The sequence below is a fragment of the Trinickia symbiotica genome, from assembly GCF_002934455.1.
Taxonomy (GTDB): Bacteria; Pseudomonadota; Gammaproteobacteria; order Burkholderiales; family Burkholderiaceae; genus Trinickia; species Trinickia symbiotica.
In genome coordinates this window covers 232014-258450 of sequence record NZ_PTIR01000003.1, presented here as the reverse complement: position 1 = coordinate 258450, position 26437 = coordinate 232014, and the positions used below count along the sequence as shown (strand labels likewise).

At 61.6% G+C, this 26437-nt stretch carries 23 protein-coding genes and 1 pseudogene; 17 read left to right on the top strand and 7 right to left on the bottom strand.

All coding sequences use genetic code 11. From position 1 onward, the window contains the following. The first annotated feature begins 192 nt into the window (after positions 1-192). A complete protein-coding gene (locus tag B0G57_RS07370) occupies positions 193-1431 on the top strand; it encodes a diaminopropionate ammonia-lyase (protein WP_102607015.1) in 1239 nt (412 codons plus the stop codon). 227 nt (positions 1432-1658) lie between these two features. Continuing rightward, positions 1659-2795, top strand: coding sequence for a branched-chain amino acid ABC transporter substrate-binding protein (locus tag B0G57_RS07365; protein WP_102607108.1), 1137 nt, complete (start codon positions 1659-1661; stop codon positions 2793-2795). A gap of 98 nt (positions 2796-2893) precedes the next feature. Here B0G57_RS07365 and B0G57_RS07360 read toward each other — a convergent pair whose 3' ends face one another. Beyond that, positions 2894-3361: an Lrp/AsnC family transcriptional regulator gene (locus B0G57_RS07360; protein ID WP_102607107.1), complete on the bottom strand. Its 468-nt coding sequence runs from the start codon at positions 3359-3361 to the stop codon at positions 2894-2896. A 264-nt stretch (positions 3362-3625) separates the two neighbouring features. Between B0G57_RS07360 and B0G57_RS07350 the strand changes: the two genes are divergently transcribed. The 4 genes from B0G57_RS07350 (at position 3626) to B0G57_RS07335 (ending at position 8990) form a co-directional block, all read left to right on the top strand. Further along, positions 3626-4804, top strand: coding sequence for a M20 aminoacylase family protein (locus tag B0G57_RS07350; protein ID WP_102607013.1), 1179 nt, complete (start codon positions 3626-3628; stop codon positions 4802-4804). A gap of 513 nt (positions 4805-5317) precedes the next feature. Then, entirely contained in the window at positions 5318-6271 is a 954-nt protein-coding gene (locus B0G57_RS07345; RefSeq protein ID WP_223258641.1) for an ABC transporter substrate-binding protein, read from the top strand. Beyond that, entirely contained in the window at positions 6268-7980 is a 1713-nt protein-coding gene (locus B0G57_RS07340) for an ABC transporter permease (RefSeq protein WP_102607011.1), read from the top strand. Before B0G57_RS07345 ends, B0G57_RS07340 begins: the two co-directional genes overlap by 4 nt. Next, positions 7968-8990 carry an ABC transporter ATP-binding protein gene (locus tag B0G57_RS07335; protein ID WP_102607010.1) on the top strand — a complete coding sequence of 341 codons (1023 nt, stop codon included), beginning with the start codon at positions 7968-7970 and terminating at the stop codon, positions 8988-8990. The genes B0G57_RS07340 and B0G57_RS07335 overlap by 13 nt, the downstream gene beginning before the upstream one ends. A 28-nt stretch (positions 8991-9018) precedes the next feature. On the opposite strand, the gene B0G57_RS07330 is transcribed toward B0G57_RS07335, so the two are convergent. Together B0G57_RS07330 and B0G57_RS07325 are read right to left on the bottom strand one after the other, a co-directional pair. Beyond that, positions 9019-10002 carry a phytanoyl-CoA dioxygenase family protein gene (locus B0G57_RS07330; protein ID WP_102607009.1) on the bottom strand — a complete coding sequence of 328 codons (984 nt, stop codon included), beginning with the start codon at positions 10000-10002 and terminating at the stop codon, positions 9019-9021. A gap of 38 nt (positions 10003-10040) precedes the next feature. Continuing rightward, positions 10041-10469 (bottom strand): carboxymuconolactone decarboxylase family protein, encoded by a 429-nt coding sequence (locus B0G57_RS07325; RefSeq protein WP_102607008.1) that lies wholly within the window; start codon positions 10467-10469, stop codon positions 10041-10043. Between the two features lie 92 nt (positions 10470-10561). On the opposite strand from B0G57_RS07325, the pseudogene B0G57_RS31605 reads away from it, so the two are divergent. Further along, positions 10562-10702, top strand: a pseudogene (locus tag B0G57_RS31605) (RNA-guided endonuclease InsQ/TnpB family protein); the annotation flags it as partial. Positions 10703-10729: 27 nt separating this feature from the next. Here the strand turns inward: B0G57_RS31605 and B0G57_RS07315 are convergent. Then, positions 10730-12322, bottom strand: a complete 1593-nt coding sequence (locus B0G57_RS07315) for a methyl-accepting chemotaxis protein (protein WP_102607007.1) — start codon at positions 12320-12322, stop codon at positions 10730-10732. Between the two features lie 303 nt (positions 12323-12625). Here B0G57_RS07315 and B0G57_RS07310 point away from each other — a divergent pair, with 303 nt between their 5' ends. The 4 genes from B0G57_RS07310 (at position 12626) to B0G57_RS07290 (ending at position 15838) form a co-directional block, all read left to right on the top strand. Next, the gene (locus B0G57_RS07310) at positions 12626-13525 is read left to right on the top strand and encodes a LysR family transcriptional regulator (RefSeq protein WP_102607006.1); all 900 of its coding nucleotides are present in this window, start codon (positions 12626-12628) and stop codon (positions 13523-13525) included. Positions 13526-13675: 150 nt separating this feature from the next. Beyond that, a complete protein-coding gene (locus tag B0G57_RS07305) occupies positions 13676-14464 on the top strand; it encodes an SDR family NAD(P)-dependent oxidoreductase (protein ID WP_102607106.1) in 789 nt (262 codons plus the stop codon). A gap of 577 nt (positions 14465-15041) precedes the next feature. After that, positions 15042-15266, top strand: a complete 225-nt coding sequence (locus B0G57_RS07295) for a hypothetical protein (RefSeq protein WP_223258640.1) — start codon at positions 15042-15044, stop codon at positions 15264-15266. Between the two features lie 11 nt (positions 15267-15277). Next, the gene (locus B0G57_RS07290) at positions 15278-15838 is read left to right on the top strand and encodes a nuclear transport factor 2 family protein (RefSeq protein WP_102607003.1); all 561 of its coding nucleotides are present in this window, start codon (positions 15278-15280) and stop codon (positions 15836-15838) included. Positions 15839-15908: 70 nt separating this feature from the next. On the opposite strand, the gene folE is transcribed toward B0G57_RS07290, so the two are convergent. Next, a complete protein-coding gene (gene folE / locus B0G57_RS07285) occupies positions 15909-16544 on the bottom strand; it encodes a GTP cyclohydrolase I FolE (RefSeq protein ID WP_102607002.1) in 636 nt (211 codons plus the stop codon). Between the two features lie 180 nt (positions 16545-16724). On the opposite strand from folE, the gene B0G57_RS07280 reads away from it, so the two are divergent. Next, positions 16725-17702: an NAD(P)H-dependent flavin oxidoreductase gene (locus tag B0G57_RS07280; protein WP_102607001.1), complete on the top strand. Its 978-nt coding sequence runs from the start codon at positions 16725-16727 to the stop codon at positions 17700-17702. Positions 17703-17784: 82 nt separating this feature from the next. On the opposite strand, the gene bktB is transcribed toward B0G57_RS07280, so the two are convergent. Continuing rightward, entirely contained in the window at positions 17785-18966 is a 1182-nt protein-coding gene (bktB, locus tag B0G57_RS07275) for a beta-ketothiolase BktB (protein WP_102607000.1), read from the bottom strand. A 360-nt stretch (positions 18967-19326) separates the two neighbouring features. On the opposite strand from bktB, the gene B0G57_RS07270 reads away from it, so the two are divergent. From B0G57_RS07270 to B0G57_RS07250, 5 genes are all read left to right on the top strand, one after another. Beyond that, the gene (locus tag B0G57_RS07270; RefSeq protein ID WP_102607105.1) at positions 19327-21234 is read left to right on the top strand and encodes an AMP-binding protein; all 1908 of its coding nucleotides are present in this window, start codon (positions 19327-19329) and stop codon (positions 21232-21234) included. 34 nt (positions 21235-21268) lie between these two features. After that, entirely contained in the window at positions 21269-22480 is a 1212-nt protein-coding gene (locus tag B0G57_RS07265; RefSeq protein ID WP_102606999.1) for an acyl-CoA dehydrogenase family protein, read from the top strand. Positions 22481-22540: 60 nt separating this feature from the next. Continuing rightward, positions 22541-23701 (top strand): acyl-CoA dehydrogenase family protein, encoded by a 1161-nt coding sequence (locus B0G57_RS07260; RefSeq protein WP_102606998.1) that lies wholly within the window; start codon positions 22541-22543, stop codon positions 23699-23701. Positions 23702-23720: 19 nt separating this feature from the next. Continuing rightward, complete coding sequence (locus B0G57_RS07255) at positions 23721-24458, top strand: enoyl-CoA hydratase (RefSeq protein ID WP_102606997.1); 738 nt, start codon at positions 23721-23723, stop codon at positions 24456-24458. 104 nt (positions 24459-24562) lie between these two features. Beyond that, entirely contained in the window at positions 24563-25555 is a 993-nt protein-coding gene (locus B0G57_RS07250) for an NAD(P)H-dependent flavin oxidoreductase (RefSeq protein ID WP_102606996.1), read from the top strand. Between the two features lie 80 nt (positions 25556-25635). Here B0G57_RS07250 and B0G57_RS07245 read toward each other — a convergent pair whose 3' ends face one another. Then, positions 25636-26412 (bottom strand): enoyl-CoA hydratase-related protein, encoded by a 777-nt coding sequence (locus B0G57_RS07245; protein WP_102606995.1) that lies wholly within the window; start codon positions 26410-26412, stop codon positions 25636-25638. Positions 26413-26437: the final 25 nt, after the last annotated feature.

The window sequence follows — 26437 nt, the reverse complement described above, 5'->3', positions numbered from 1 at the left end:
TGAGCTCGGGCGCTCGCCCGAACGCTTCTTCATGGAACAGGGATGCTCGCCTTGGCACCGCGATCTCCATCACTGCGGCACCTCGCGAGAACTGGCCGCTTGGCATGGTCCTCAACCACCGTGCGGTGGGCGGATGTTGGTATCCCTGTCCCGCTCTTATCTCACGTACATCACCGTTGGAATCCCACGACCATGCTGATCGCCAATCCCCGCGCCACGCGCACCCCGTATCCCGAGGAACTCAGGCGCATCCTGAGCATCGAGAAAGCGGAGCAGAGCCGCTCATGGCTGTCTTGCTGGGACAAGATATCGTCGCCCGCGACGCCACTGCGCGAGCTTCCCGGGCTGGCAGCCGAGCTTGGCATCGGCGGCCTGAGCCTCAAGGACGAGTCGATGCGTTCCGTTCTCGGCAGCTTCAAGGCGTTGGGCGCACCAATCGCGTTGGTACGTCTGATTCTCCGGTTGTGGCCTGATCATGGTCTGGATCCGCGTGCATTGTTCCAAGGGCGCTATCGGGATTTGCTGACGCACTTCACGGTTATCAGCGCGACGGACGGTAACCACGGTAAGGCACTGGCGGCCGCTGCGCAGACGATTGGTTGCCGATGCGTCATCGTGCTGCATGCGAACGTGAGCGTCGAGCGGGAAGCGGCGATTGCGGCGTACGGTGCAGAGATCGTCCGAATCGCCGGCAACTATGACGAGTCAGTGGAAGAGGCCGCGCGACTCGCGTCGGTCAACGGCTGGCACGTCGTTTCGGATACGTCTTACGACGGCTATGAGGATATTCCACGCGATGTGATGCAAGGCTATGGCACGGTGGCCGCGGAGGTCGTCTCGCAGAGCAACGGTCGACCCGATGCGCCTGCATTCACGCACGTTTTCCTTCAGGGTGGCGTGGGCGGGTTGGCCGCGGGACTGATCAGCTACATGTGGGAGTTCCATGGAGCACATCGTCCCCGGTTCATCGCGGTCGAGCCGCAGCAGGCGGATTGCCTATATCAGAGTGCCTTGGCCGGGCAGCCCTCCCGGGCAACAGGTTCGGTGGATTCCGTTATGGCGGGTCTCGCCTGCGGCGAGACGTCGCCGCTCGCATGGAAGTTTCTGCAACCCGCTGTCGACGAGTTCATGACGATCCGCGACATCGATGCGATCGACGCGATGCGTGTACTGGCATCGGGCAGCGAAGGCGATATACCAGTCGTGGGCGGCGAGTCGGGCGTCGCGGGGCTGGCTGGACTTGCCGTCTTGCTGCGGCAGCCGGAATTGGCCAGCCAGGCCGGGCTCGATCACCGTTCTCGCGTACTCGTGATTAATACGGAGGGGGCCACCGCGCCTGCGGCGTATGAGGAACTGGTCGGTGAGACCGCCGAATCGGTGCTCGCTCGCCAAACGATGTGGCGCGCCGACGCCCCCGCCAGGCAACTCTGAGCCATCGCCGCGATGGCGACGACGGTATCCCTTTCTCGCTCAAACGCAAGGATTCCTCGTTTCGGCCGCCTCGAATGCGTGCAAATTCCCTTTCGGCTCGGATAGCCAATATTGGCGATCGAGGCCATTCCGTAGCATTGATCCAGCCGGCGCGCACGTGCCGGACTGGAGCGGAAGCAACGGCCGCTCATTTGCCACGCGAGTACTTCACCATGCGAGTTCCGATCATGAACATCTCAAAAGTTTTCCCCGCGATGCTTGGCGTCGCACTGGCCCTCCAGACGATATCGGCTCAGGCCGACGTCACCGTGAAAATTGGGCAGGTCTCGCCACTGACCGGTGAACTCTCACACATCGGAAAGGATGATGAGAATGGCGTACGCCTCGCGATCGAGGATCTGAACGCGAAACGGTTGAGAATCGGTGGACAGGCCGTCACGTTCGTGCTCGATTCGCAGGACGATGCGGCCGATCCAAAAACGGCCATGGTCGTGGGCCAGAAGTTGGTGGACGATCGTGTGGCGGGCGTGATAGGTCACGCGAACTCGGGGACGTCGATTCCCGCTTCAAAAATCTATGCCGATGCCGGTATTCCAATGATTTCCGAGTCCGCGACAAATCCGAAGCTGACTCAGCAGGGCTATCGGAACGTGTTTCGAATGGTGGCGAATGATGTTCGGCAAGGCAACGTAATTGGCACTTACGTTGTGAAAGGTCTGAAGGCGACAAAGGTAGCAATCGTCGACGACCGGACTGCTTATGGCCAAGGCTTGGCCGATGAAGTAGAAAAGGCTGTCAAAGCGGCAGGCGGCACGGTCGTGGATCGCGAATATGGGACGGACAAGACCACCAACTGGATGGCCGTGCTCACCACCATCAAGAACCATACGCCGTCGGCCATCATGTTCTCAGGGGGAGACACGCAGGCCGCTGCGTTCGCTCAACAGGCGCGCAAGCTGGGAATCAACGCGAAGCTGATTGCCGGAGACGAGGCCTGCACACCGCAGTTTATCGCGCTTGCAGGCGCGTCGATGAACGACGACATGTATTGCACTCTGGCAGGTGTGCCGCGCGCACGCATGCCGCAGGGGGAGGCGTTTTTCAAGCGCTACCAGCAGCGTTTCGGGGTGCCGGTTCAGCTGTACGCGCCATATTCCTACGATGCCACGATGGCGCTCGCGAATGCAATGCAGTTGGCTCAGTCGACTGACCCAAAGGTGTATCTGCCCAAGCTTCGTGAACTCCGGATGGAGGGCGTCACTGGAGTCATTCAATTCGACGAGAACGGCGATATTCGCAATGGTGCCATCACCGTGCGCCGATATGGCGGTGGCGAGTGGCACGACCAGGGCGTCGTGAGGTAAGGCTCGATCCCGAGCATCGGAATCGTTGAACGGGGGATCGTGTGCGCTTGCCGGAGCCTCACGATCGTCGCTGGTTCGTCGCATTTCTTGCTGAGACTTCACGCTGACGGCGCGACCGGTATGTCAAGTCCGGCCTTGACGCGGCTCATCGTGACGAGCGTCTTGAAACGCTTGACGTTGTTGTTGGCGAAGAAGAGCTGCCGAGTGAGGTCGTTGTATTCCTCCATATGGCGGACGGAGAAAATCAGCACGAAGTCCCACTCGCCAGCCACGTAGTAGCACTGTTGGATCTGCGGGCATGCCTCGAAAGTGCGTTTCATCGCGTCGAGCAGGTCGATTTGCTCGCTTTCGACTTCGATCATGCTCACGATCGTTAGAGGATAGCCGACCTTCTCCGGGGCCAGAATAGCCGTGTAGCGGTCAATGACTCCCTCGTCAGCCAATCGGCGGAGCCGGCGGTTGACGGCCGCCGGCGAAAGATTGATGCGGCTCGCCAGTTCGCTTTGGGGCGTATCGGCGTTGCGCTGGATCTCGCTCAGCAACTTGAGATCGTAGTTGTCTAGCATGGTCATGGGGCAGGCCGTGAAATTTTATTGCAAAGCTGCGGGGCGGAACGCATCCGAATTGAGCATGCTTTGAAATATTATTTTCGCCTTGGCATCGCGTCAATGGAACGCTGCAGCGGCTGGAGGAATTCGTCCGCAGGCACTGCCTGCAGGACCCTCCCGCCATCCACGGGGCGGTGCGGCGGGGGATCGCCGTTTTTCCTGAAGCTGCGGCGAGCCGTTGCAGGCGCGACTTTTATGTCGATTTTGAGGGATATCGCGAGCATGGAAAGCACACTGCAATCGAAGTTGAAGCATTGGCGGCATCACTTTCACCGCAACCCCGAGACCGGGTTCGAAGAAGTCGCGACATCCGACTACGTCGCCACGGTTCTCGAGAGCTTTGGCTTGGAGGTCCATCGGGGCATTGGCGGGACCGGCGTCGTGGCGAACCTCAAGGTCGGTGATGGGACGCGCGCCATCGGCCTTCGAGCGGATATGGATGCGCTGAACATTTCGGAGGATGCGCCCGGGCGTGCCTATGCGTCATGCACCGCTGGGAAGATGCACGCGTGCGGGCACGACGGGCATATGGCGATGGTGCTTGGAGCGGCGCGCTTGCTCTCGGAAGCGCGCGACTTTAACGGTACCGTGCGGTTTATCTTCCAGCCGGCGGAGGAGCACGGACGCGGCGCGAAGGCCATGATGGCAGACGGCCTGTTCGAGCGTTTCCCCGTCGATGCGATCTTCGGCGCGCACAACATGCCGGGCATGCCCGCAGGATCGTTTTCGACGCGGCCGGGCGGCATCATGGCGAGCGAAGACAACTTCGTCATCCATATCAAGGCGAGAGGCACGCACGCGGCGCGTCCGCATATGGGAGTCGATCCGATCGTGATCGCCTCGCAGATCGTGCTCGGTCTGCAGACGATCATTTCGCGTAACCTTGATCCGAGCCTGCCGGCGGTGATCTCGTGCACGGAGATCATCACAGACGGTCTGCGTAACGTGATTCCATCGAACGTAACGATCAAAGGCGACACGCGCAGCTATTCGCCGAATGTGCAGAATCTGCTCGCCACACGCATGCGCGAAGTCAGTGAGGGCATCTGCCGGATGCATGGAGTCGAATGCGACTTCGAATACACGCACGAATTCGCGCCGACAGTGAATTCACCCGAGTACGTCGATCTCGCCGTGGCCGCGGCGACGAAAGTGGCCGGTGCACAAGGTGTCGATGCTAACGTTCAGCCGATGATGATCTCGGAGGACTTCGGCGCATTCCTTCAGGCCGTTCCGGGCAACTTCATTTTTATCGGTAACGGCGATGTCCGCGAAAAGGGTGGCGTGCCGTTGCACAACGCGGCATACGACTTCAACGACGACATACTCCCGCTGGGCGCCCGTTATTTTGCGGAAGTTGCGCGCCTGGCGCTCGCGAGCGCCTGCCTGACGACTGACTGATGCTAACCGGGCGCAATACGACTGCGCCGGCTATGCTGGCAATGCCAGGCGAAGCGGGGCCTTGACGTGATAAGGGTTTGCCACGCTGCATCTGCGCTGCCTTAGCACAGAGAAGGAAGCTGCTCCGCAGTCGGCTTGCGGGAGCAACGCCGAATCATTAGACGTTTGAAGGACTGATGAACGACGGTATTTTTGGCGGTATGTCGGATGCTGAGAATCCACGCTGTCTTGCTGGTACTGGCAAAGGCTGAATCTTTCGACTCCCGGGGGGCCACCAAAATCTTTTCCTGGATCCTCCGGAAAAGTCTGTCATAAACCCGCATCGCGTAGGGCGTTGCGGGGTTTGGCTTGGTGGCGTCGCGGCTCGCAGGCGGTTCATCGGCCCGTCACACAAATCGTGCAGCTTGCTGGATTTTGCCAGCCATGCCCTGTTTGCGACTAATGACACGTCCGACTGCAACCTTGAGCGCACATACGAGAAGTTTTTTTACAGCCATCATGCTTGGATGGCTCGTGTCCCCGTTCGGCGCAGGCTATGCGCAGGCAGCCGACGATGCGCTCGTGCTCTATACCAGCCAACCGACCGCCGATGCGCAAACAACGGTGGACGCCTTTAGAAAAGTCCATCCGGAAGTACGGGTGGAATGGGTGCGAGACGGCACGTCTCAGTTGATGACACGCCTCGAGGCTGAGATTGCCGCGGGCGTGACGAAACCCGATGTCCTGTTGATCGCCGATAGCCTCACCATGCAAGCCCTCAAGCAGAAGGGCCTGCTTCAACCGTATCTGAGCGACGAGCGCGGACAATACGCCCCGACTTTGTACGACAAAGAGGGCTACTACTACGGGACGAAGTTGATTACGACCGGCATCGCGTACAACACGGGCAGCCCATTCAAACCTTCCAACTGGAACGACTTGACGCGGCCTGAGGTGAAGAACCAGGTCACGCTACCCAGCCCCCTGTATTCGGGCGCGGCGATGATTCACCTCGCTGCGCTGAGCGCAAATCCGCAGCTTGGCTGGGCCTATTACGAGAAGCTCAAAGCTAACGGGGCGAGCGCGCAAGGTGGTAATGGCGGTGTACTCAGCGCGATTGCGAGCGGCGCGAAGACCTGCGGCATGCTGGTTGACTTCATGGCGATTCGTGAAAAGGCAAAAGGTGCCCCGATCGAATTCGTATTCCCCAAAGAGGGCGTGAGTGTGGTCACCGAGCCGGTCGCGATCCTCAAACAGGCGCGACACGTTCAGACGGCGCGGGCATTCGTCGATTTCCTGCTGTCCAAGGACGGTCAGAAGCTCGTGCTTTCGCAGGGCTATATTCCTGCGCTCGCTTCGCTGCCGGTTCCGCCCGGTTTCCCGAGTCGCGATCAGATCAAACCGCTGCCGGTCGATCCTGCCCGGGCGCTTGCGGCTGCCGAAACCAACAAGGCCCGTTTCAACGCCCTGTTCGGGACGGCTAAATGACGGGCTCACGTGCGGCCCGCGCGGCGGGCTCCACGCGAATGGGTGATCGAGCGTTCCTGCTGCCGGTGTTCGCCGTGGCGGCGCTCACCGTCGCGCCAACCGCGCGTTTAGTATGGGAAGCGTTGAGCCCGCGGCAATGGTCGACCCATCCGTCAGGGTTGGACGTGCTGACCGAGCCCTCCACCTGGCAGGCGCTGAGCCACAGCGTCTATACGTGCGCTTTGGGTACGATCGTCGGACTACTGCTGGGCGGTTTCATTGCTTTCGCGCTGACGCTGACCGACTTGCGCGCAAAGGGCATCTTTGCCTTCTGCTTCGTGCTGCCGATGATGATCCCTCCGCAAGTAACGGCGCTCGCATGGCTGCAACTCACGGGCCCAGCCAGTCCATTGTTGAAGACGCTGGGGCTTGCACCACCTCTTGGTAGTCCCCAGCCGCTCTATTCGGCCGGCGGCATCGCGCTGTTGTTGGGAATCCAGTACGCGCCAATGGTATTTCTGTCGTTGCGGGCGAGCCTGGTGGCGTTGCCTGCGGATCTTATCGAAGCGGCTCTGCTGGCGGGCGCCAGCCGGGTGCGCGTGTGGCGCGACATCGTTGTCCCCCTGGTTCGCCCTGGTCTTCTTGCCGCTGCTGCGCTCGTGTTCGTGTCAGCGCTCGGCAACTTCGGCATTCCTGCACTGCTAGGCATTCCGGCCAGCTATTACGTGCTGCCTACGCTGATCTATCAGAAGATGGTGAGCTTCGGCAACGCGACGCTGCCCCAGGTCGCGGTGCTATCGCTGCTGATCGGCGCGGTCGCCCTGGCCGGCATCGGGTTGCAGTCTCGACTACTGGCGCGCCCCGCGCATCGGCTTTCCGGCCAGAGCGCTCGCGTCATGCTGCGCCTGGGCCGGGCGCGCGGAGTCGTCGAAGCGGTGATGGCGTTGATCCTTGCGGCGATCTTGTTTGCCCCGCTGCTGGCGCTCGTCGCGAGCTCGCTGGTGCCTGCAATAGGTGTCGCGCTCAACCCTCACACATTGACTTTGCAGGCCTATGGGGAAATGCTCGGCCGACAGGGCGTGACTTTGCGTGCGCTGCGCAATAGCACGACGCTTGCCGTTACGGCCGCGGTCCTGTTGCCTTTGTTGATCGTGCCCGTGGCATGGCAATTGGTACGCCGTCCCGGTCGGTTAGGCGCGTGGCTCGCTGCAGCCATCGAGATCCCGTACGCCGTGCCGGGCGTTGTGCTGGCCATCGCCTGCATCTTGCTGTTCGCCCGTCCATTGCCGTTCATCGAAATTAGCCTTTACGGCAGCCTGATCATCATTCTCCTTGCGTATCTGGCGCGCTTCATGGTTGTCGCGCTCAAGCCGGTGCAAACCAGCATCGCCCAGCTCGACCTGTCGCTCGAGGAGGCAGCGCGGCTTGCCGGTGCCAATCACAGGCGAAGTCTCGGCGACATTGTGTTGCCGCTCGTGGCGCCGTCGGCCCTTGCCGGAGCCGTTCTGGTGTTTCTCATGGCGTTCAGCGAATTGACGGTTTCGGCATTGCTATGGAGCGCCGGCAACGAAACGCTGGGCGTGCTGATCTTCAATTTGAACGAAAGTGGCGAGAATGCACTTGCGGCTGCCGTTGCCGTAGCAATCGTCTTGTTGGTCGGGACGCTGATGGGACTGCTCGGTCTCTTTTCGCACCGTCTGCCAAAAGGGGTGATTCCGTGGCGGACTTGATATTGCGGGGCGTGAGCAAGCGTTATCCCGATGCAACGGCGGTGGATGGGTTGGACCTGGCGATACCGGCTGGCGCCTTCGTTGCTTTGCTCGGCCCGAGCGGCTGCGGCAAGACGACGACGCTACGTATGCTCGCCGGTTTTGAAGACGTCGATGCGGGGCAGATCGCACTCGGCGATCGCGTGTTATCGAGCCCGGACACACACGTTCCGCCGGAGCATCGGCGGATGGGGATGGTCTTTCAGTCCTACGCGCTTTGGCCGCATATGAGCGTCGCGCAAAACGTCGGTTACGCGTTGAAACTACGCGGCGTGCGCGCAGCGGAATATGAGCGGCGCGTGCGCGAGGCACTTGAATCGGTGCACCTCGCCGAATACGCCGATGCCGCACCGCAAGCCCTCTCGGGCGGCCAGCGTCAACGCGTGGCGTTGGCGCGCTGTCTCGCGAGCGAAGCGAGAGTCGTGCTGCTCGACGAGCCGCTCGCCAACCTCGATCGTCATCTGCGTGCGTCGATGGAGCAGGCTTTTCGGGACTTCCACCGACGCACCGGTGCCACTTTCGTCTATGTCACCCATGATCAGGCTGAAGCGATGGCGCTCGCGGATCGCGTTGCAGTGATGCACCGCGGGCGTCTTGTGCAATGGGCGACGCCTGAGGAACTCTATCAACGTCCACGTACCGAGTGGCTCGCGCGGTTCATCGGGAACGGGAGCCTGCTCGAGGTAGCCGGACAGCCGCTCGGGCCTATCGATGGGCAGCCGTTGATGGACGCACTCGGCTGCGCAGAGGGGCAACGCGGGCCGGTTCTCGTTCGCCCGCAACACGTTCGTTTGGATGAAAGCGGGGTGGTAGGCGAAGTGCGGGACTGCGTGTTCCGCGGCGAGCGCTACGAGGTGCTGATCAGGCTGCCAGACCAACAGCAGCTGTTGGCTTATCACGGCTGCCATGTGGCGATCGGGCAGCGCGTGACGGCTCGGATAAGTCAAGCCTGGGGCCTTGAACGAGGTTGAGGCTCCGGCGAAATGATGTCAATGGATGTCAATGCTGCGGCCGCATCGTCTGAACGAGGTCGCCTTCATACGCAACGATGACCTCGCAGCCCGGCTGATAGACGTCGCGGATCTCTTCGCCGCGCACTCGGTTGCCCTGTAAGCCGCGCAGATAACTCGTTTCGTCAAACCGCAAGACGTGCTCGCCTTGTCCATCGCGCAAGACGATCCCATTCGGCGTGATCGACGTCAGTGTGCCGACGTAGGGCAAGCGCGGCGCAAACGGGAACGTGCCGCCGTGCGGCAGAATGCGCGTGTCGAGCGAAAGCCGAAAGCGATCCGAGTGATTGCTCAGACCGGAGTGCGGCGTGTAACGGCTCATCAGGAGGACGTCGCCCAAGCGGTAGTTCGTGCGTCGCCATGCGTCTCGCGGTACTTGCGATAGCTGGATCGGGTTGATCTTGTCGCCGTCCTTCGTATGCAGAGAGGGAAGGTTGTGCAAGCCCTCGGCAACAGCCAGCCCGCCCACCTGCGCGTCAATATCACTGAGCGGAACCCAGCAGATGATGAAATCGAGCCGGTCGCTGTAGATTGCGTCTGCGTGAATGAAATCGAAGCGCGTGCGGCTTTTGTCGATGGCGGGAGGCGAAGTGCGATATTCAGTGAACGGCACCCAATAGAGCGGTACGCCGAAGAGGCGTTGAAAGAACGCGCGAATAGCGGGATCTTCCATCACCATGCGCGCGGCGCGCTGCTCGTTCATTTCCTTGACGGGAAAGAAGCTGAAGTTTTCGCGTTCCTTACCGGTCCATCGCACTTCGCGATCTTGCCGGAGCGCAAAGCCATGGCGGTCCAGATGATCGACGAGCAGGCCGCGCATTCGTTCCAGCGGCTCGTGGTCCAGTACGTCGCGAAAAAACAAATAACCGTCTTCGTCCCATCGGGCTTGCAGCGCGGCCTGATTGCCGAGCAAATCGTTCGATACATTGAGCTCGCGCATCGTCGGCACGATATCCACGATTGTTGTTTCCACGGTGTTCTCCTCGGGGAGCTGTGCGAGCGAAGGCCGCTTTACAGCAGCCCGCGTTCTTCCGAAGTTCGGGTGGTGGTGTCGATACCGAGTTCCCTCAGCGTCTCGAGAACGGCCGTGGTGGCGGAGGCGATTGCCGGGAATCCGACATAGGGGAGCGCCTGAATCAGCACGCCTTCCAGCTCGCGTGCGCTCAAACCGTTGCGCACCGCAATGCGGACATGGTTCTTGAGCTCGAGCGTCTGGCGGCTGGCGATGAGGATGCCGAGCGTCACGAGACTGCGCTGCTTGCGCTCGAGCTTGTCGTCGCCCCATACATCCGCGAACGCATAGTTGACGGCAAGTCGTGAAATGTCGGCGCCAAAACCGCTGGACTCGCTTGCGGCGCGCAAGCCGGCTGCCTTTTCTTCGCCCATGATTTCGCCGAATACCTTTAGGCCATAGGCGTGCTTTTCTTCGAGGGTTTTCATCAGATTTTGCTCCGAGAAACCTCGGACTTCAGTCCGAGGAGGAAAGGGGCGCCGCCGAAAGGCGGCATTCCTGGGTTAGCATCGTCGGCACGATGCTCGTCTACCGCTACCGCGTGAAATCCCTCAATGGCTTGCTCAATCGGCAAAGCCGTGCGGTGAACTACGTCTGGAACTTCTGCAACGACACGCAGAAGCATGCGCTCAAATGGGGCAAGAAGTGGCCGCGCGGCTTTGCACGAATGGCGATTGATTGTCGTCATTCAGTCCCCCGGTGCGGACAAGTGCAGGTTCCGCTCGTCGCGGGAAAGCGTGAAAACGCAGAGCATCTCGGCGAGCCGCTCGGTCTGTTGTTTGATGTTGCCTGCGGCTTCCGTATGCACTTGAACGAGCGTCGCGTTCACCTGCGTCATCTGATCTAACTGCTCGACAGCCTGGCTCACCAGACCGACGCCCGCCGATTGCTCGCGCGATGCCCTGGCGATCTGGCCCACCAGGTCCGTTACGCCGCGTACCTGCGAGACGATCTCGGCGATGGTCTTACCCGCGGAGTCGACGAGCTTCGATCCGTCATCGACGGTCTCGACGCTCTGCGTGATCAGCGCCTTGATCTCCTTTGCCGCTTGCGCGCTGCGCTGGGCGAGGTTGCGGACTTCGCCGGCCACGACAGCAAACCCGCGCCCCTGCTCGCCGGCCCGAGCCGCTTCAACGGCTGCGTTCAAGGCGAGTATGTTGGTCTGAAAAGCGATGCCGTCGATGACAGAGATGATGTCGGATATCTTGCGGCTCGATTCCTTGATCTGCGCCATCGTCGCGATGACCTGATTCACGACCAGACCGCCATCTTCAGCCGCTTCGCTTGCGAGTGTGGCGAGGTCGCTGGCTTGCCCGGCGGCGTCCGCGTTGTTGCCGACCGTCGAGTTGATCTCTTCCATCGATGCGGCCGTCTCCTCGAGACTGCTGGCCTGGGTTTCCGTGCGGCCCGAAAGCTCCATCGTGCCTGCGGCGATCTCGGTCGTCGCCTGCCGCATCGCTGCTACGCCGTTTCGAACATCGAGGACGGTGGCGCGCATGTTGATACTGACTTGGTTGAGGGTTCGCATGACATCGCCGATCTCGTCGCATCGCTCGCTGCCGTAGCTGGCGCATAGGTCGCCGGCCGCCATTTTCATGGCAGCTTGCACGGCGTCTTGCAAAGGCAAGGCGATCGCACGGGACAGGAAGGCGCCGGCGGCCACAGTAGAGAGGAGAATGGTGCAAACCTCGGCCAAAAATGCGAACGAGGCGAGGCCGTTACCGTTGATCGCCACGACGAGAATCGCAACCATGGCGAGCGCGAACACGCAACCCCAGATGTACCGTTTCAGGCCCAATGAGCGGATCTGGCGGGTGATTTTCCCCAGCAAATTCAGAGGGACGATGCGACCTTGCTCCCAGCCAAGCTTCTTGTCGCGGTCCGAATGCAGTCGGCGATAGAGCGTTTCATACCGCTCGATTTCCCCTTGAGCAGGTTTGCTCAAGACCATCAGAGATCCGATGTATTGGCCATGAGAAAGGAGCGGGGCGGCGTTCAGGCGGCACCAGACGAGCCGCTCGCTCTTGCAGGCAAGCTTGATGAGGCCGGACCACGGCTTGCCCTGCCGCACGGCGGCTCCCAGATCGGCCAGGACTTGCGGCGGGACATCCCGTAAGCGGTTCGCACCTTGCATGGCCTGGCTTTCCTGCAGCGAATACCCCGTGACCCGCTGGTAGACCGGGTTCGAATAAACGACCTGCGAATTGGCGCCGACACACGAAACCATCAGTTCATGGTCGTGCAGTTCGAACTCGAGCTTTGAATTGTTCTCTTGCCCCATCTCTCTTCCAGATGTTTTGGGTGATCTCGACGCCACGCTCCCCGTGGCGCGGGCATGTACCGATATCAGGTCAGTCTTGCATTCGAAATTCAGAACGTCATTCAGTTAAATCTATTGCGAATGCTGTACGCAGTCAAGCGCGGGCAGACCCGCGGGCAGACTTGCGGACGGACGGGGTATGGCTTTAGCCCAAGGCAGGCCTCGGCGCGTTCGCTCGAATTGTGATCAGGGTTCGCCCTTGGTGAGGCGCAGCGGGGGATGGCGATATGCTGGCGGCACTCGATATCGAAGTCATATCACACCATGGAATTGCGTCACCTGAGACACTTTGTTGCAGTCGCCGAGACCCAGCACTTTGGCCGCGCGGCCGCGCGGCTCGGCATGGCGCAGCCGCCGCTCAGCCAATCGATCATGCGCCTCGAGGAGCAGCTTGGCATCAAGCTCCTCGAACGCACGCCGCGCGGCGTTTCGCTCACGCCTGCCGGCGCCGCGCTGCTGACGGAAGCGAAGCCGCTCATTGCACAAGCGGAATTGGCCGAGCGGCGTGTCAGGCAAGCGGCCGACGAGCTGGCGAGCCTAAGCATCGCGTTCGTGCCCATGTGTGCAATGCGTATCATGCCGCTCGCCATTCAGGCCTTGCGCAAGCAATGGCCCGGCGTGGACGTCCGGTTGATCGAGCGCGGCAGCGCCTTGGCGGTCGCGAGCGTCAAGAATGGCAGTATCGATCTGGGCGTGGTGGTCACGAGTTTGGCGGATGTCTCGGGACTGGAAAGCGTCGTCATCGAGCGTTTGCGCGTGGTGGCGGCCGTGCCTGAGGCATGGCCGGTAGCGACACAACGCTCGATCCGCATCGTCGATCTTGCGCAATATCCGCTCATCATGTTCCCGCAGCAAATGTCCCAGCCGGTGTTTGCCGCGTTCGAAGCGGCGCGCCGCGAGGCCAATCTGTCTCCTCGACTCACTCAGCAAGCGCGGCACCCATACACGATGCTCAATCTCGTCGCGAATGAGCTGGGCATTGGGCTCATGCTCGATTCAGGCCGCCACTTGCCCGTGCAGGGCGTCTCGTTCGTCGACATCGAGGATGTGCCTGGATCTTGCGAGACCGAAGTATCGTTGGTTTGGGCAGATCGCCCTCATAAGCCCTATCACCGGTCGATGCTCGAGATCATGCGGGAAATCGCATCGCCGGATGCCGCATAGCATGCGCTGCGGCGTTGCTCATCCGGTCCCTTCGCGCTACTCCTTCCGGTATTCGCCTCCTCGTCCTTGACACCCCAGGACGGGGCGTTTATGTTTACGAATGGCGTTCACAAAATAAACCCGCTCGCGCGGCGAGCCAAAGGAGGAGCAGTGAGCACGTTGAATCTGGCGAATCTATTCAGTCTCGATCAGAAGGTGGCCGTGGTAACGGGGGCAGGCTCGGGCATCGGCCGTGAGACCGCGCTGCTGCTCGCGTCGGCGGGCGCGGCGGTGGTGACTGCCGACCTGAACGAGGAAGCAGCGCAGCAGACCGTCAACCAAATCGAGAGCGCATCGGGTAAGGCGATTGCCGTCAAAGTCGATATTGGCGATGAAGGGTCGGTTCTCGCGATGTTCGAAACCGTGCAGGCGAAGCTCGGGCGTCTCGACGTCCTCGTCAACAACGCCGGCATCTACCCGAAGACGCATTTCGTCGAGACGTCCGCCGAGAAGTGGGACAAGGTGCTCGGCGTCAATCTGCGCGGCACTTTCCTTTGCATGCGTGAAGGCATCAAACGCATGCGTGCGGCGAAGTCCGGGGGCTCCATCGTGAACATTTCCTCGGTGGCTTCGCTGCAGCCGGTGATTTTTGACAACGGCGACTACGGCGCATCGAAGGCAGGTGTCAACAACCTGACCAAGGTTGCTGCGCTCGAATTCGCCGCGGACGGGATTCGCGTCAATGCGGTCCTGCCCGGCGGCGTGGCAACCGAAGGCGCTGCCGCGTCGACCAAGGTGCACCAAGCGAGCGGGCCGATTACGCAACCCGGCCGCATGCCCCTTGGGCGCATTGGCGTCGCTTCCGATATCGCGAAAGCGGTGCTTTTCTTTGCTTCGCCTGCGTCTGACTATGTCACCGGCCAGTTGCTGGCTGTCGACGGCGGCTTCCAGGTTTCCTGATCACCTCCACGCGTTCCGCTTTCGCATACCGGAGCCGCATGAGCACCGCGGCTTCCGATTGCGGGCGGTTTCCTCGCCTGACTGCGCTCCGGTTGAGCGCTCGGTACGCGCCGGTGTACGCGCGCGTCACGCTAGCGTTCGCGCGCGCCGCAAACCTTGCACTTGCGGGTAGTGAAAACACCGACGCGATTAATTGAACGAGTAGTTGCATAACGGTTTTTCGTCGCCTAGGATGTCCATCAAGAGGCGCCACACAGGCGCCCGCAAGGCAAAGGCCTGATTGGAGACATGCGATGTTCTTTCTCGACAGCGATTTACGCGGTCCTCTCGCGGACTACACGTTTCACTATGGTCACCAGCCCGTCGACAAGGGTCCCCCCTCAACAGGCCGGCCGGCTCGCGTAAAACGATCGAAATGGGTGGCCCGCGTACTGGGGGCCATGGCACTCAATATCTTCGAGCTGACGCCGCACGAAGGGGAGGCGCGATGAAAGCGCTGACGCAAGAGAGCGCTCGCGAAGCCCGGCGAGTATGGCTACCGCTCGTCCTGCTGTCGATCTCCGCGGTCGCGGCGTGGATGCTGCTGGATGACGTGCGCATCGAAGAACTGGGTCGTTCCGCGATCTTCGACATTGTGATGACGATTGCCGTCCTGGGCGCCGCGGCGCTCGCGGGTATCGTCGGATGTGCGATTGCAAGCCATGCCCGCGCGCAGGAAACCGAGCTGTCGGCAGGCGAGGGGTACTGTTTCGTCGGCGCGCTGATCGGCGCGGTGATCTTCTTTTTCGCCATGACTATCTAACGGCGGAAGCCATGAGCGAAGCGTTGAACCTACGCATTCAAGCGCTGCTGGACAAACAGGCCATACTCGAATGCGTGCACCGGTATTGCCGCGGGATCGATCGGATGGACCGCGAGTTGACGTTGTCGGCATACCATCCCGACGCGATCGACGATCACGGCGCGTTCGTGGGGAACGCGGAGGAATTCGTCGATTGGGCGTTCGCGTACCACGCCGAGTATCAACTGTCTCACCATCACATGGTGTTCAATCATAGCGTCGAGTTGCACGGCGACACGGCCCACGCGGAAACCTACTGGCTGTTCTTCGGCGACAATCGCGTCAAACCGAACACGCTGGCGGTCGGGCGTTATATCGACCGCTTTGAAAAACGTGAGGGGGTATGGGCTATCGCGGCTCGCGTGTGCATTTCAGAAGCGATCAACGACCTGACGCCCAGCGACGTGCCTGCTGCTTGGCGTGAGGTACTGATGAGCAACGGTGTAAGTGCGCGAAATCGTGAGGACGTTTCTTATGAGCGGCCGCTGACGACGCGTGAACGCAGCCAAGTTTCGGGCCTAGCGCAATCGTAGCGCGGCGTTCGAACGGGTACTCGTGTTGCCATGCCTTGAAGGCCGACATCGGTGGAGCCGACGCCGGCCTTCAGCTATTTGGCAAAGGCATGATGGTGCCGTTGCCGACGATAGCAAGAAACTCTCGCCGCGTGGACGGATCATCGCGAAACGCGCCCAGCATTCGGCTAGTCACGAGCGATGCGCCGGGCTTATGCACGCCTCGCGTGCTCATGCACTGGTGCGCGGCTTCGAGGATCACGGCGACGCCCTTGGGCTGCAGGACGGTATTCAACGCGTCAGCAATTTGAACCGTCATCTTCTCCTGGATCTGCAACCGTTTCGCATAGACATCGACGAGGCGGGCGAGTTTTGAAATGCCGACTACGCGATGTTCGGGCAAATAGGCAACATGTGCGCGCCCGATGATGGGCACCATGTGGTGTTCGCAGTAGCTTTCGAAGCGGATGTCCTTAAGCACCACCATCTCGTCGTAGCCGTCCACCTCCGAAAAGGTCGTGGCGAGAATCTGCATTGGGTCGGACTGGTACCCCGAGAAGAACTCGCGATAAGCACGCGCGACGCGCGCGGGCGTTTGTATCAGGCCTTCTCTGTCAGGGTCGTCGCCGGCCCACCGGATCAGCGTTCGCACGGCTTCTTCTGCATCGTTCCGGGTTGGACGGGCCGACGCTTCGTCCGGGGCTAATTCGTTGTCCCGCTTATTCATCCACGCTCCTCATCGTTCATGCCTGGTGCGTGCAGCGTGCTGGCGTGCGCGTGCTGCAAACCGATGTCGGCAACTCGAACTAAGTGTATATAATCGTACAGTGTTCGTAAATACAAACGGTGGTTTGCTAGGGCCCGACGGCGGCGCAGAGCGAGGCCGGCATACATCAGAGGATCGCAAATGAAAACACGCATTACAGAGTTGCTTGGAATTCGATATCCCATTGTGCAAGGCGGCATGATGTGGGTGGGACGCGCGGAACTGGCTGCTGCAGTGTCGAACGCGGGGGCGCTCGGCACCATCACAGCGCTCACGCAGCCCACGCCGGAGGCGCTGCGCATCGAGATCGAACGGGTTCGGTCGATGACGGATCAACCCTTCGCCGTGAACCTGACCATTTTGCCGACGATCAAGCCCGTGCCCTACGACGAGTACGTACAAGCCATCGTCGAGAGCGGCGTCAACATCGTCGAGACGGCGGGGCGCAATCCGGAACCCTACATGGCGACGTTCAAGGCCAGGGGAGTCAAGGTCATCCACAAGTGCACATCGGTGCGGCACGCACTCAAAGCTGAGTCGTTGGGCTGCGATGCCGTGAGCGTGGATGGCTTCGAGTGCGCCGGTCATCCGGGCGAAGACGACGTGCCCAATCTCATCTTGTTGCCTGCGGCCGCTGCGAAACTGCGCATTCCAATGCTTGCTTCGGGCGGTATCGCCGATGCGCGGGGCATGGTCGCGGCACTCGCGCTCGGCGCCGATGGCGTCAACATGGGTACGCGATTCATGGCCACGCAAGAAGCGCCGATACACGAGAACGTCAAGCGTAAGCTCGTGGAGCATGACGAGCTCAATACCGCGCTGATCTTTCGCACACTGAAGAACACGTCGCGCATTTTCAGGAATTCGGTCGCGGAGCAGGTGTTGGAACTGGAACACAAGGAAGGTGCGACGTTCGCCGATCTGAAGCCGCTCGTGAGCGGAGAGCGCGGCAAGCGGATGTATGAGACGGGCGACACGGATGACGGTACGTTCCCGGCCGGTCTTGCGATCGGCCTGATCGACGATATCCCGACCTGCGCGGAACTCGTGAACCGAATGGTTGCGCAGGCCCGTGCACTGATTCAGGGCCGGCTCGCTGCGCTCGCCGATGAGGGTTGAGCAAGCAGGCTCACGCGGCGCCGGCGATCGAATACCGCTGCCGCGCCGCACTGCAGGGGCGGCAAATTCCCGCCGGCAAGAGCTAGATGCGCTCGAAGACGGCCGCGATGCCTTGGCCTCCGCCGATGCACATTGTCACCAATGCATAGCGCCCACTGCATCGTTGCAACTCGTGGATGGCTTTTACTGCGATCACCGCGCCTGTGGCGCCGATCGGATGCCCGAGCGAGATTCCCGAGCCGTTCGGGTTGACCTTGGCGCTGTCGAATTCCAGTTCTTTCGCTACCGCGCAAGCCTGGGCAGCGAATGCTTCATTCGCCTCGATGACGTCGATGTCCGCCACGCTCAGGCCTGCGCGCCGCAGGGCTTTGCGCGCTGCGGGCACTGGGCCGATTCCCATGTATTGCGGGTCGACGCCAGCGTGAGCATAAGAGACCAGGCGCGCAAGCGGGCGAATGCCGCGTTGCTCCGCACTGCGTCGTGTCATCAGGAGGACTGCCGCGGCACCGTCATTGAGACCGGAAGCATTGCCGGCCGTCACCGTGCCGTCTTTCTGGAATGCCGGACGCAGCTTGGCCAAATCCTCGATCGTCGTCCCGGCCCGCACATGCTCATCCGTATCAAAGACACTCTCGCCTTTTTTCGTACGCAGCGTAACCGGCACGATCTGTTCCCGAAAATAGCCGTCAAGGATTGCATCCGCGGCGCGCCGATGCGATTCCACAGCGAGTCTGTCCTGATCGTCGCGCGAAATGCCCCACTTTTTTGCGACGTTCTCGGCGGTCACTCCCATGTGGCAATCACTGAACGGATCGGTGAGCGCACCGACCATCATATCGATCAGGCGAATATCGCCCATGCGCGATCCCCAGCGTGCGCTAGTCGCGACGTATGCTGCGCGCGACATGTTTTCCGAGCCGCCGCCGATGGCGACTTCAGTGTCGCCGAGCGCGATCGCTTGCGCAGCGGAGATGATCGCCTGAAGGCCGGAGCCGCATAGACGATTGAGCGTCAGCGCCGGCGCGTCGGCGCTGACGCCGCCTTCGAGCGCTGCAACGCGCGACAGATACATGTCACGAGGCTCGGTATGGATCACATTGCCGAACACAACATGCCCGACTTCGCTGCCCTGCAGACTGGTGCGGTCGAGCAACGCACGCACGACGGTGGCGCCCAGCTGCGTGGGCGGAACGGTCGCGAGCGCCCCCCCAAAATCTCCAATGGCGGTTCGAACGGCAGCGGTGACTACAACTTCATCTTGCATGACGGCTCCTAGGACTCGGCAGATGGCTACTCATCTGAGCGGAGTTTAAAAATACGAACGACGTTCATAAAATAGTCCATTTTTTTCTTGCTGTCCACGTTCTCGCGCCGGCGCCGGATCGTCACGGCGACGCACACGTTGCGCACGACAGGCTCGCTCGGCGTGTGATTTGTCGACAGTCCAATGTGGGTGACGCCTGATAGACGGGCGTTCGATTTCGCGCTATGCTAAATTCGTATACGTGATCAACGTTCAATTATTGGTTTCGTTGCGGACTGGGCCGTGGAGACCGATGGATGCGCGGTAGCGTTGCAATGGCTCGCAGGCCCTGTCTAACCGGATAACAACAGGATGATCCAGATGGATGCTGGTTCCGCTTCGCACGATGCGCTGATGGATGTACCGTTCCGCCCGATTCGCCTCGGCAGCATGGAAGCGCTCGTCGAACGGCGTCCGGACGGAAGCGTGGTGTATGAACTCAAGGAACCGCTCCAACCGTATCCGATGCGTTTGACGGAGCGGCTCGAACATTGGGCGAACGTTGCGCCCGATCGCGGACTGCTCGCCAGGCGCACGCGCGACGGCATGTCGTGGGAATACCTCACCTACAGGCAGGCATTGGACGGTGCCCGGGCACTCGGTCAGGCGCTGCTAGATCGAGGGCTGTCCGCCTCGCGTCCGCTGATGATTCTCTCGGATCGAAGCTTCGAGCACGCATTATTTGCGCTTGCGGCGCTACATGTCGGCGTTCCCTATATCCCGGTGACGCCCGCCTATTCGCTGCTCTCCGAAGATTTCGTGAAGCTCAGGCATCTTGCTGCCGTTTGCAAGCCGGGTCTCGTATTCGCAGAGTGCGGTGTGCAGTATGGTCGCGCATTGCGTGAGGTGTTCGGAGACATCGAGTGTGTCGTCGCCGGCTCGCTGCCCGAGGGACGCGATGCGTCGCGCGTTGCGGACTGGTTGACAACGCCGGTCACGGTCGAGGTCGACAGGGCGTTCAGCGCGGTCGGCCCCGACACGATCGGCAAGATCATGTTTACCTCGGGGACGACGGGCGCGCCAAAGGGTGTCATCTATTCGCAGCGGATGCTGTGCAGCAATCGCCAGCAGGTCGCGCAGGTGTTCGCGTTCCTTCAAGACGGGCCGCCGGATCTGGTGGACTGGCTGCCTTGGCATCACACGTTCGGCGGCACGCACAACTTCGGCATGGTGCTCTATGGCGGCGGGACCTACTACATGGACCCGGGCAAGCCGGCGCCGGAGGCGATCGGCCCGACCGTGCAGGCGTTGCGTGAAATCGCGCCGGTTATCTACCTCAACACGCCTCAGGGGCTGACCTCGCTCATTCCGCACCTCAAAGCGGACAAGGCGTTGCGCGAGAAGTTTTTCAGCAAGCTTGCGTTGATCTACTACGGTGGCGCGAGCCTGCCCGGATACATCTGGGCGGAGTTCGACGAGCTCGCGCTGCGTACCATCGGGCAACGTGTGTTGATCATGTCGGGGCTTGGCTGCACGGAGGCGGGCCCAACGCCGATGTCGGCGGCCTGGGACCCGCGCCGAGAAGCGATCGCGGGATTGCCCGTGCCCGGCACGAAGGTGAAGGTGGTGCCGGTCGGCGCGAAGCGGGAGATCCGCTATTTCGGGGATTGCGTCACGCCTGGCTATTGGAAGGATCCCGAGCGCACCGCGGCCTCGTTCGACGAAGAAGGCTATTTCTGCTCCGGCGACGCGGGCACGTTCATTGACCCGCAGCGCCTCGAACTCGGCTTGCGCTTCGACGGACGCATTGCCGAGAACTTCAAGCTGTCCACGGGAACGTGGGTCAATGTAGCGGAATTACGTCTGCATGCGCTCGACGTATTCGGTGCCTATGCGCGAGACATCGTCATTGCGGGGCACGACCGGGACTATCTGACCGCGCTCGTCTTTCCGGATATCCAAGCCTGCCGGGCTCTTTGCGACGACGTTCACGACCCGGCGGCGGACGCCGAGCAAGTCGTCGGTAGCCGGGGTGTGCGAGCGTTCTTCCAGCAGGGCGTGGACAAGCTTTCCGCGCGTCCGGGCGGCAGCTCGGCGCGCATCGTGCGCATCGTGCTTGAAACCGAGCAGCCGACGATCGACAACGGCGAATTGAGCGCAAAGAGCGCGATCAGCCAGCGCAACGTGCTCGACCGGCGGCGCAGCGTCGTGGAGGAGCTCTATCGCGTGCCGCCCACGCCGCGCACACTGGTCGGCAATCCCAGTTCGGGCGCAGTCGAGACCAATTGAGTTCAACGCAGCTGAATCACTGGACCCTAGAACAATGGATTTTCGCGTAGACCCTGCGGACATCGAATTCCGTGACGAAGTGCGGGCGTTCCTCAAGGAACATTTGCCGGCGGACCTGGCGTTTCGTGGGCAGCAGGGTTTCCTCGCCGGGGACGACGATTCCCAGCGCTGGACCCGCATCCTGCACGAAACGCGCGGGTGGTCGGTGCCGCATTGGCCGGTTGCAGACGGTGGCACGGGCTGGACCGCCATGCAGCGCTACATCTTCGAAGAGGAGTGCTATCTGGCAGGCGCGCCGGCGCAGAATCAGGCCGGCGTCTCGCTCGTCGGGCCGGTGATCTGCGAGTTCGGCAACGAAGAGCAGAAGCGACGCTTTCTGCCGCCTATTCAGCGCGGCGAAGTGTTCTGGGTGCAGGGCTTTTCGGAACCGGGATCGGGTTCCGATCTCGCATCGCTGCGGACGACGGCCGTGCGCGAGGGAGACCACTACATCGTCAATGGACAGAAGATCTGGACGAGCTTCGGCAGCTACGGCCAGTGGAACTTCGTGCTGGTCCGCACCGATACTGAGGCCAAGCCGCAAAAGGGCATCTCGTTCCTGTTGCTCGATATGTCCTCCCCGGGCGTCACCGTGCGGCCCATCGGCACACTGGACGGCTGCCACCATCTCGCCGAAGTCTTTTACGACAACGTGCGCGTGCCGGCCGAGAACCTGATCGGCGAGGTGAACAAGGGTTGGGGATATACGAAGTTTCTCCTTTTCAACGAGCGTGCGTTCCTCGGCGCCGAAGCGCCCGCGCTCAAGCGCTATCTGCGCAAGGTCCGGCACTACGCGTCTCGTGAACGGGCGGCCGGCAAGCCGCTCATTGCGGATCCGACGTTTGCCGCGCGGCTTGCGCAGCATGAACTGGAGGTCCGCGCAATCGACATGGCCGTGCAAAAGATTCTGCACCAGGGAATCGACGAGCGCAGCGGCGGCATGGCGATCGGGTCGATGCTCAAGGTGCGCGGATCGGAACTCCATCAGAAGCTCACGGAGATGCTGCTCGAGGTGATTGGAGACTATGGCGCCGTGTTCTATGCCGATCCGAACGAAGAGCGTGAACTGCGCGGCGCTTCGTTCCCTGGACCTGAGTACGCGCCGGGGCTCGCGGCGGAGGTCTTTTATCGCCGCGCTTGCACGATCTATGGGGGGACGGCCGAAATCCAGCGGAACATCATCGCCAAGGCGATGTTTGGCCTGTGATGCCGTGCCCGCGGGGCAGAGAACTTGGGGCGGCCCGGCGTTTTCTACAGAGGATGCAGCATGGACTTTGAGTTGAGCGACGAACAGCGCATGTTGCAGGAAAGCGCGCAGCGCTTCTTGCAAAAGAGCTATACGTTCGAGCATCGCAGCAAACTGGCGTCGCAAGGGGGTGGCTTCTCGCGCGAGACATGGCGCGCGTTCGGCGAGATGGGCTGGCTCGGTGTTGCCGTTCCGGAAAGCATGGGCGGCATGGGTTTTTCGCCCGTCGAAAGCGCGATCGTGGCCGAGCAGTTCGGCCGCGCACTCGTGCTGGAGCCTTATGTGATGTGCGGCGTATTTCCGGCGTCGCTCGTTGCGCGCAGTGGCCGTGAAGGGCAGCGCGAGGCATGGCTCGGTGACATGGTGGCAGGCGAAATGATCTATGCCGTCGCCCACAGCGAGCGAGAGGCGCGTGGACAGGTGCACTATGTGAGCGCCACGGCGAAGCGAACTGTCGACAACACCTGGCGGCTCGACGGATACAAGACGATCGTGGTGGGCGCGCCCGTTGCTGACCGGCTGCTCGTCGTCGCCCGCACGGCGGGCGCGGCCGACGAGAAGGGCGGTATCGGCGTGTTCCGTGTCGATCCGAAGCAGGCGGGCGTGTCGCTCAAGACGTGCGCGCTGCTCGACGGCACGCCGTCCGCCGACGTACAGCTCGATGGCGTCATCGTTGCCGAAGCGGACGTGCTTGGCGAAGCAGGGAATGCGTTCGATGGGCTGCAGGCTGCCGTGGACGAAGCGATCGTCGCAATCTGCGCCGAGCTCGTCGGCGACATCGAAGACGTGATCGAGCTCGCCGCGGAATACCTCAAGACGCGAAAGCAATTCGGCGTCGCGATTGGAAGTTTCCAGGCGCTGCAGCACCGCATGGCCGACATGGCGATCGATGCGATGCAGGCGCGCGCGACCTCACACCGCGCGTTGCTCGCACTTGGCGAAGACGGCGCGCACCGCAGCGTGGAGATATCGGGGTGCAAGGCGCAGACCACGCGCAGCGCGAAGTTCGTCACGCAGCAGGGTATTCAACTGCACGGCGGCTACGGCATCACCAACGAATACAAGGTTGGCCATCACTATCGCCGGCATCTGGTGCTCGATGTGTTGTTCGGCAACATGGAATATCACCTGAATCGCTACGCATGCCGCATTCAGGACGAGGCGTTGGCTGCGGCAGCTTGAACATGCATGAGGTGTCGTCATGACCGTAAAACAAGCGGATTGGCTCGGCCTGCAACGTGAGGGCGCCGTTCTCACGCTTACCCTGAATCGGCCCGATGCGCGAAACGCACTCAACCTTGCGCTGACCGGCGCGCTCGTCGATGCCTTGCGCGACTTCGAAGCGGACGAGAGCCTGCGGGTGCTGATTGTGACGGGCGCCGATCCGGCATTTTGCGCGGGACTCGACTTGAACGATTTTTCCGCGCCCGATGCGCCGCGGGCGTGCGTAGCGGAAATGATCGACATGTGGCCGCGCCTTTCGAAGCCCGCAATCGCGGCAGTCAACGGCGCTGCCGTCACTGGCGGACTCGAGCTTGCGATGGGATGCGATTTCATCATCGCTTCCGAGCGAGCGCGCTTCGCCGACACTCATACGAAAATCGGCGCGCTTGCCGGCGGCGGCATGACCGCCAGGCTCCCGTATATCGTCGGGCCGAGGTGGGCCAAGCAGATCAGCTTGACGAGCGATCCGCTCGACGCGGCCACGGCATTGCGCATTGGTCTCGTCAACGAGGTCGTCGCACACGATCAATTGATGGAGCGTGTTGGGGCCCTCGCGAGGACGATCGCGAGCCGCCGTCCGGATCTCGTCGCAACCGTCAAGCGCGTGATCGATCAGGGCGCACTGGCGTCGCTGCACGAGGCGTTGCGCATCGAGAAGGCTGCGCTGGCGGAGAGAAAGCAGAACGGCGGCATGGCGTGGCAAGCGGGGCAATAACCGACTGGGCTCGCATGGCAAGGCGCTACAGCAATTGACAAACCAGCGCAGTGGGCGGCGGTCACACCGTCTCATTCAACTGAATTGCAGGAAGGGAACGCACGGTGCGCCCACAATTGTTGAAGACGCGGATCACTGATCTGCTCGGCATCCGTCACCCGATACTTTGCGGTGGTCTCGGGCCACGCGTGTCAGACGCCCGCTATGTCGCGGCCGTCGTCAATGCGGGCGGCATGGGATTCATTGTGGGGGCCGGTTTTCCCGACGCCGACGAATTCCGCAACGAGCTACGCATCTGCCGCGAACTCACCGGTGGGAAGAACTTCGGCGTCAATCTCTACCTATCGCGGCAAGCGGGCGGTGCGGAGCGAGTCAAGGAGCAGATCCGCATCCTGATTGACGAGAAGGTTGCTTGTGTCGAGACGGCCGGCGCAAGCCCCGAAGCGGTCGTGCCGCTGCTGAAGGAAGCGGGCATCAAGGTTTTGCACAAGGTGCCCGCTGTGCGCTATGCGCATACGGCGGTGCGCATGGGTGTCGATGGTGTGATCGTCGTCGGCAATGAATGCGGCGGCCATCCCGGCATCTACCAAATTGGCAGCATTGTGCAGGCGGCGCAGGCGCCTCGCGAAATCGGCTTGCCTGTCGTGATCGGCGGCGGCATCGGCACCGGGCGGCAACTTGCGGGCGTCCTCGCGATGGGCGCGGACGCCGTGATCATGGGCACGCGCATGATGGTTGCCGACGAACTGTGGATTCATCCCGACATCAAGGCAAAGGTGGTGGCGGGAGACGGCAGCGAAAGCGTCGTCGTCAAATCTGCGATTCGCGATCACCACCGCGTGCTGCGTAATGAGAGCGCAGAAGCGGTCTTGGAACTGGATCGCGCGCAGGTGACTGAATTCGAGCAGTTCCGTCCTCACGTGATGGGCGCACTTGCGCACCAGGCCTACGTGACCGGCGATACGCGCAAGGGCATGATCGACTATGGCCATGCGGCGATCTTTGCCGATGCAATCAAACGAGTCGAGGCGATTTTCGACGAGATCATCGACGATGCCGCGCTCGCAATGAACCGGTTAAATGCGCTGGTGACGTAGGCCGACCGGGTGACAACAATGCGCGCAACCTCGGGGCGGCTCGTCATCCCGCAAATCGCCCCGAAAGCGCGCGCACCTGCTTACTTCACATACTTGCGAAACTCCGGCTTGCGCTTCTCACGGAATGCATTGCCGCCTTCCTTCGATTCATCCGTCTCGTAGTAAAGCGCGAGCGCCTGCATCGCAAAGGCGCCGATGCCGCGGATATTCTCCGTGTCGATATTGAAGGAGCGCTTCGCGAGTGCGATGGCGGTCGGGCTCATCTGCAGAATTTCATCGCACCACTTCTTCGTTTCCGCATCGAGTTGCTCGGGCGGCACAACCGCATTGATGAGACCCCAGTCGAGCGCCTGTTTCGCGCTGTACTTGCGGCACAGGTACCAGATTTCCCGCGCGCGCTTCTCGCCGATGATGCGCGCCAGGTACGCCGTGCCGAAGCCGGGATCGACCGAGCCCACCTTCGGGCCGACCTGGCCGAAGATCGCGGTCTCGGAAGCGATGGCGAGATCGCAGATCGTCACGAGCACGTTTCCGCCGCCGATCGCATAGCCGTTCACGCGCGCGATCACGGGCTTCGGAATGTCGCGAATGATGCTTTGCAGTTCCTCGATCGGCAGGCCGACGGTGCCGCGCCCGTTGTAGCCGTCGCCGGACTGGTCGCCGCCCGTGCAGAACGCCTTGTCGCCGGCGCCCGTGAGCACGACCACGCCGATATCCTTGTTCCATCCAGCGAGCCCGAAAGCCTTGATGAGCTCTTCACAGGTGTTGGCGTTGAATGCGTTATAGACCTTCGGGCGATTGATGGTGATCGTGGCGACCCCATCGGCCTCCTGATAAACAATGTCCTTGAATTCCATGTCGCGTTCCGATGTGGTTGTTGGA

Excerpts from the sequence above, each read along its gene's own strand:
- B0G57_RS07370 (WP_102607015.1), top strand. The coding sequence starts at position 193 with ATGCTGATCGCCAATCCCCGCGCCACGCGCACCCCGTATCCCGAGGAA.
- B0G57_RS07365 (WP_102607108.1), top strand. The coding sequence starts at position 1,659 with ATGAACATCTCAAAAGTTTTCCCCGCGATGCTTGGCGTCGCACTGGCC.
- B0G57_RS07360 (WP_102607107.1), bottom strand. The coding sequence starts at position 3,361 with ATGCTAGACAACTACGATCTCAAGTTGCTGAGCGAGATCCAGCGCAAC.
- B0G57_RS07350 (WP_102607013.1), top strand. The coding sequence starts at position 3,626 with ATGGAAAGCACACTGCAATCGAAGTTGAAGCATTGGCGGCATCACTTT.
- B0G57_RS07340 (WP_102607011.1), top strand. The coding sequence starts at position 6,268 with ATGACGGGCTCACGTGCGGCCCGCGCGGCGGGCTCCACGCGAATGGGT.
- B0G57_RS07325 (WP_102607008.1), bottom strand. The coding sequence starts at position 10,469 with ATGAAAACCCTCGAAGAAAAGCACGCCTATGGCCTAAAGGTATTCGGC.
- B0G57_RS07315 (WP_102607007.1), bottom strand. The coding sequence starts at position 12,322 with ATGGGGCAAGAGAACAATTCAAAGCTCGAGTTCGAACTGCACGACCAT.
- B0G57_RS07310 (WP_102607006.1), top strand. The coding sequence starts at position 12,626 with ATGGAATTGCGTCACCTGAGACACTTTGTTGCAGTCGCCGAGACCCAG.
- B0G57_RS07295 (WP_223258640.1), top strand. The coding sequence starts at position 15,042 with ATGCTGCTGGATGACGTGCGCATCGAAGAACTGGGTCGTTCCGCGATC.
- B0G57_RS07290 (WP_102607003.1), top strand. The coding sequence starts at position 15,278 with ATGAGCGAAGCGTTGAACCTACGCATTCAAGCGCTGCTGGACAAACAG.
- folE (WP_102607002.1), bottom strand. The coding sequence starts at position 16,544 with ATGAATAAGCGGGACAACGAATTAGCCCCGGACGAAGCGTCGGCCCGT.
- B0G57_RS07280 (WP_102607001.1), top strand. The coding sequence starts at position 16,725 with ATGAAAACACGCATTACAGAGTTGCTTGGAATTCGATATCCCATTGTG.
- bktB (WP_102607000.1), bottom strand. The coding sequence starts at position 18,966 with ATGCAAGATGAAGTTGTAGTCACCGCTGCCGTTCGAACCGCCATTGGA.
- B0G57_RS07270 (WP_102607105.1), top strand. The coding sequence starts at position 19,327 with ATGGATGCTGGTTCCGCTTCGCACGATGCGCTGATGGATGTACCGTTC.
- B0G57_RS07265 (WP_102606999.1), top strand. The coding sequence starts at position 21,269 with ATGGATTTTCGCGTAGACCCTGCGGACATCGAATTCCGTGACGAAGTG.
- B0G57_RS07260 (WP_102606998.1), top strand. The coding sequence starts at position 22,541 with ATGGACTTTGAGTTGAGCGACGAACAGCGCATGTTGCAGGAAAGCGCG.
- B0G57_RS07255 (WP_102606997.1), top strand. The coding sequence starts at position 23,721 with ATGACCGTAAAACAAGCGGATTGGCTCGGCCTGCAACGTGAGGGCGCC.
- B0G57_RS07245 (WP_102606995.1), bottom strand. The coding sequence starts at position 26,412 with ATGGAATTCAAGGACATTGTTTATCAGGAGGCCGATGGGGTCGCCACG.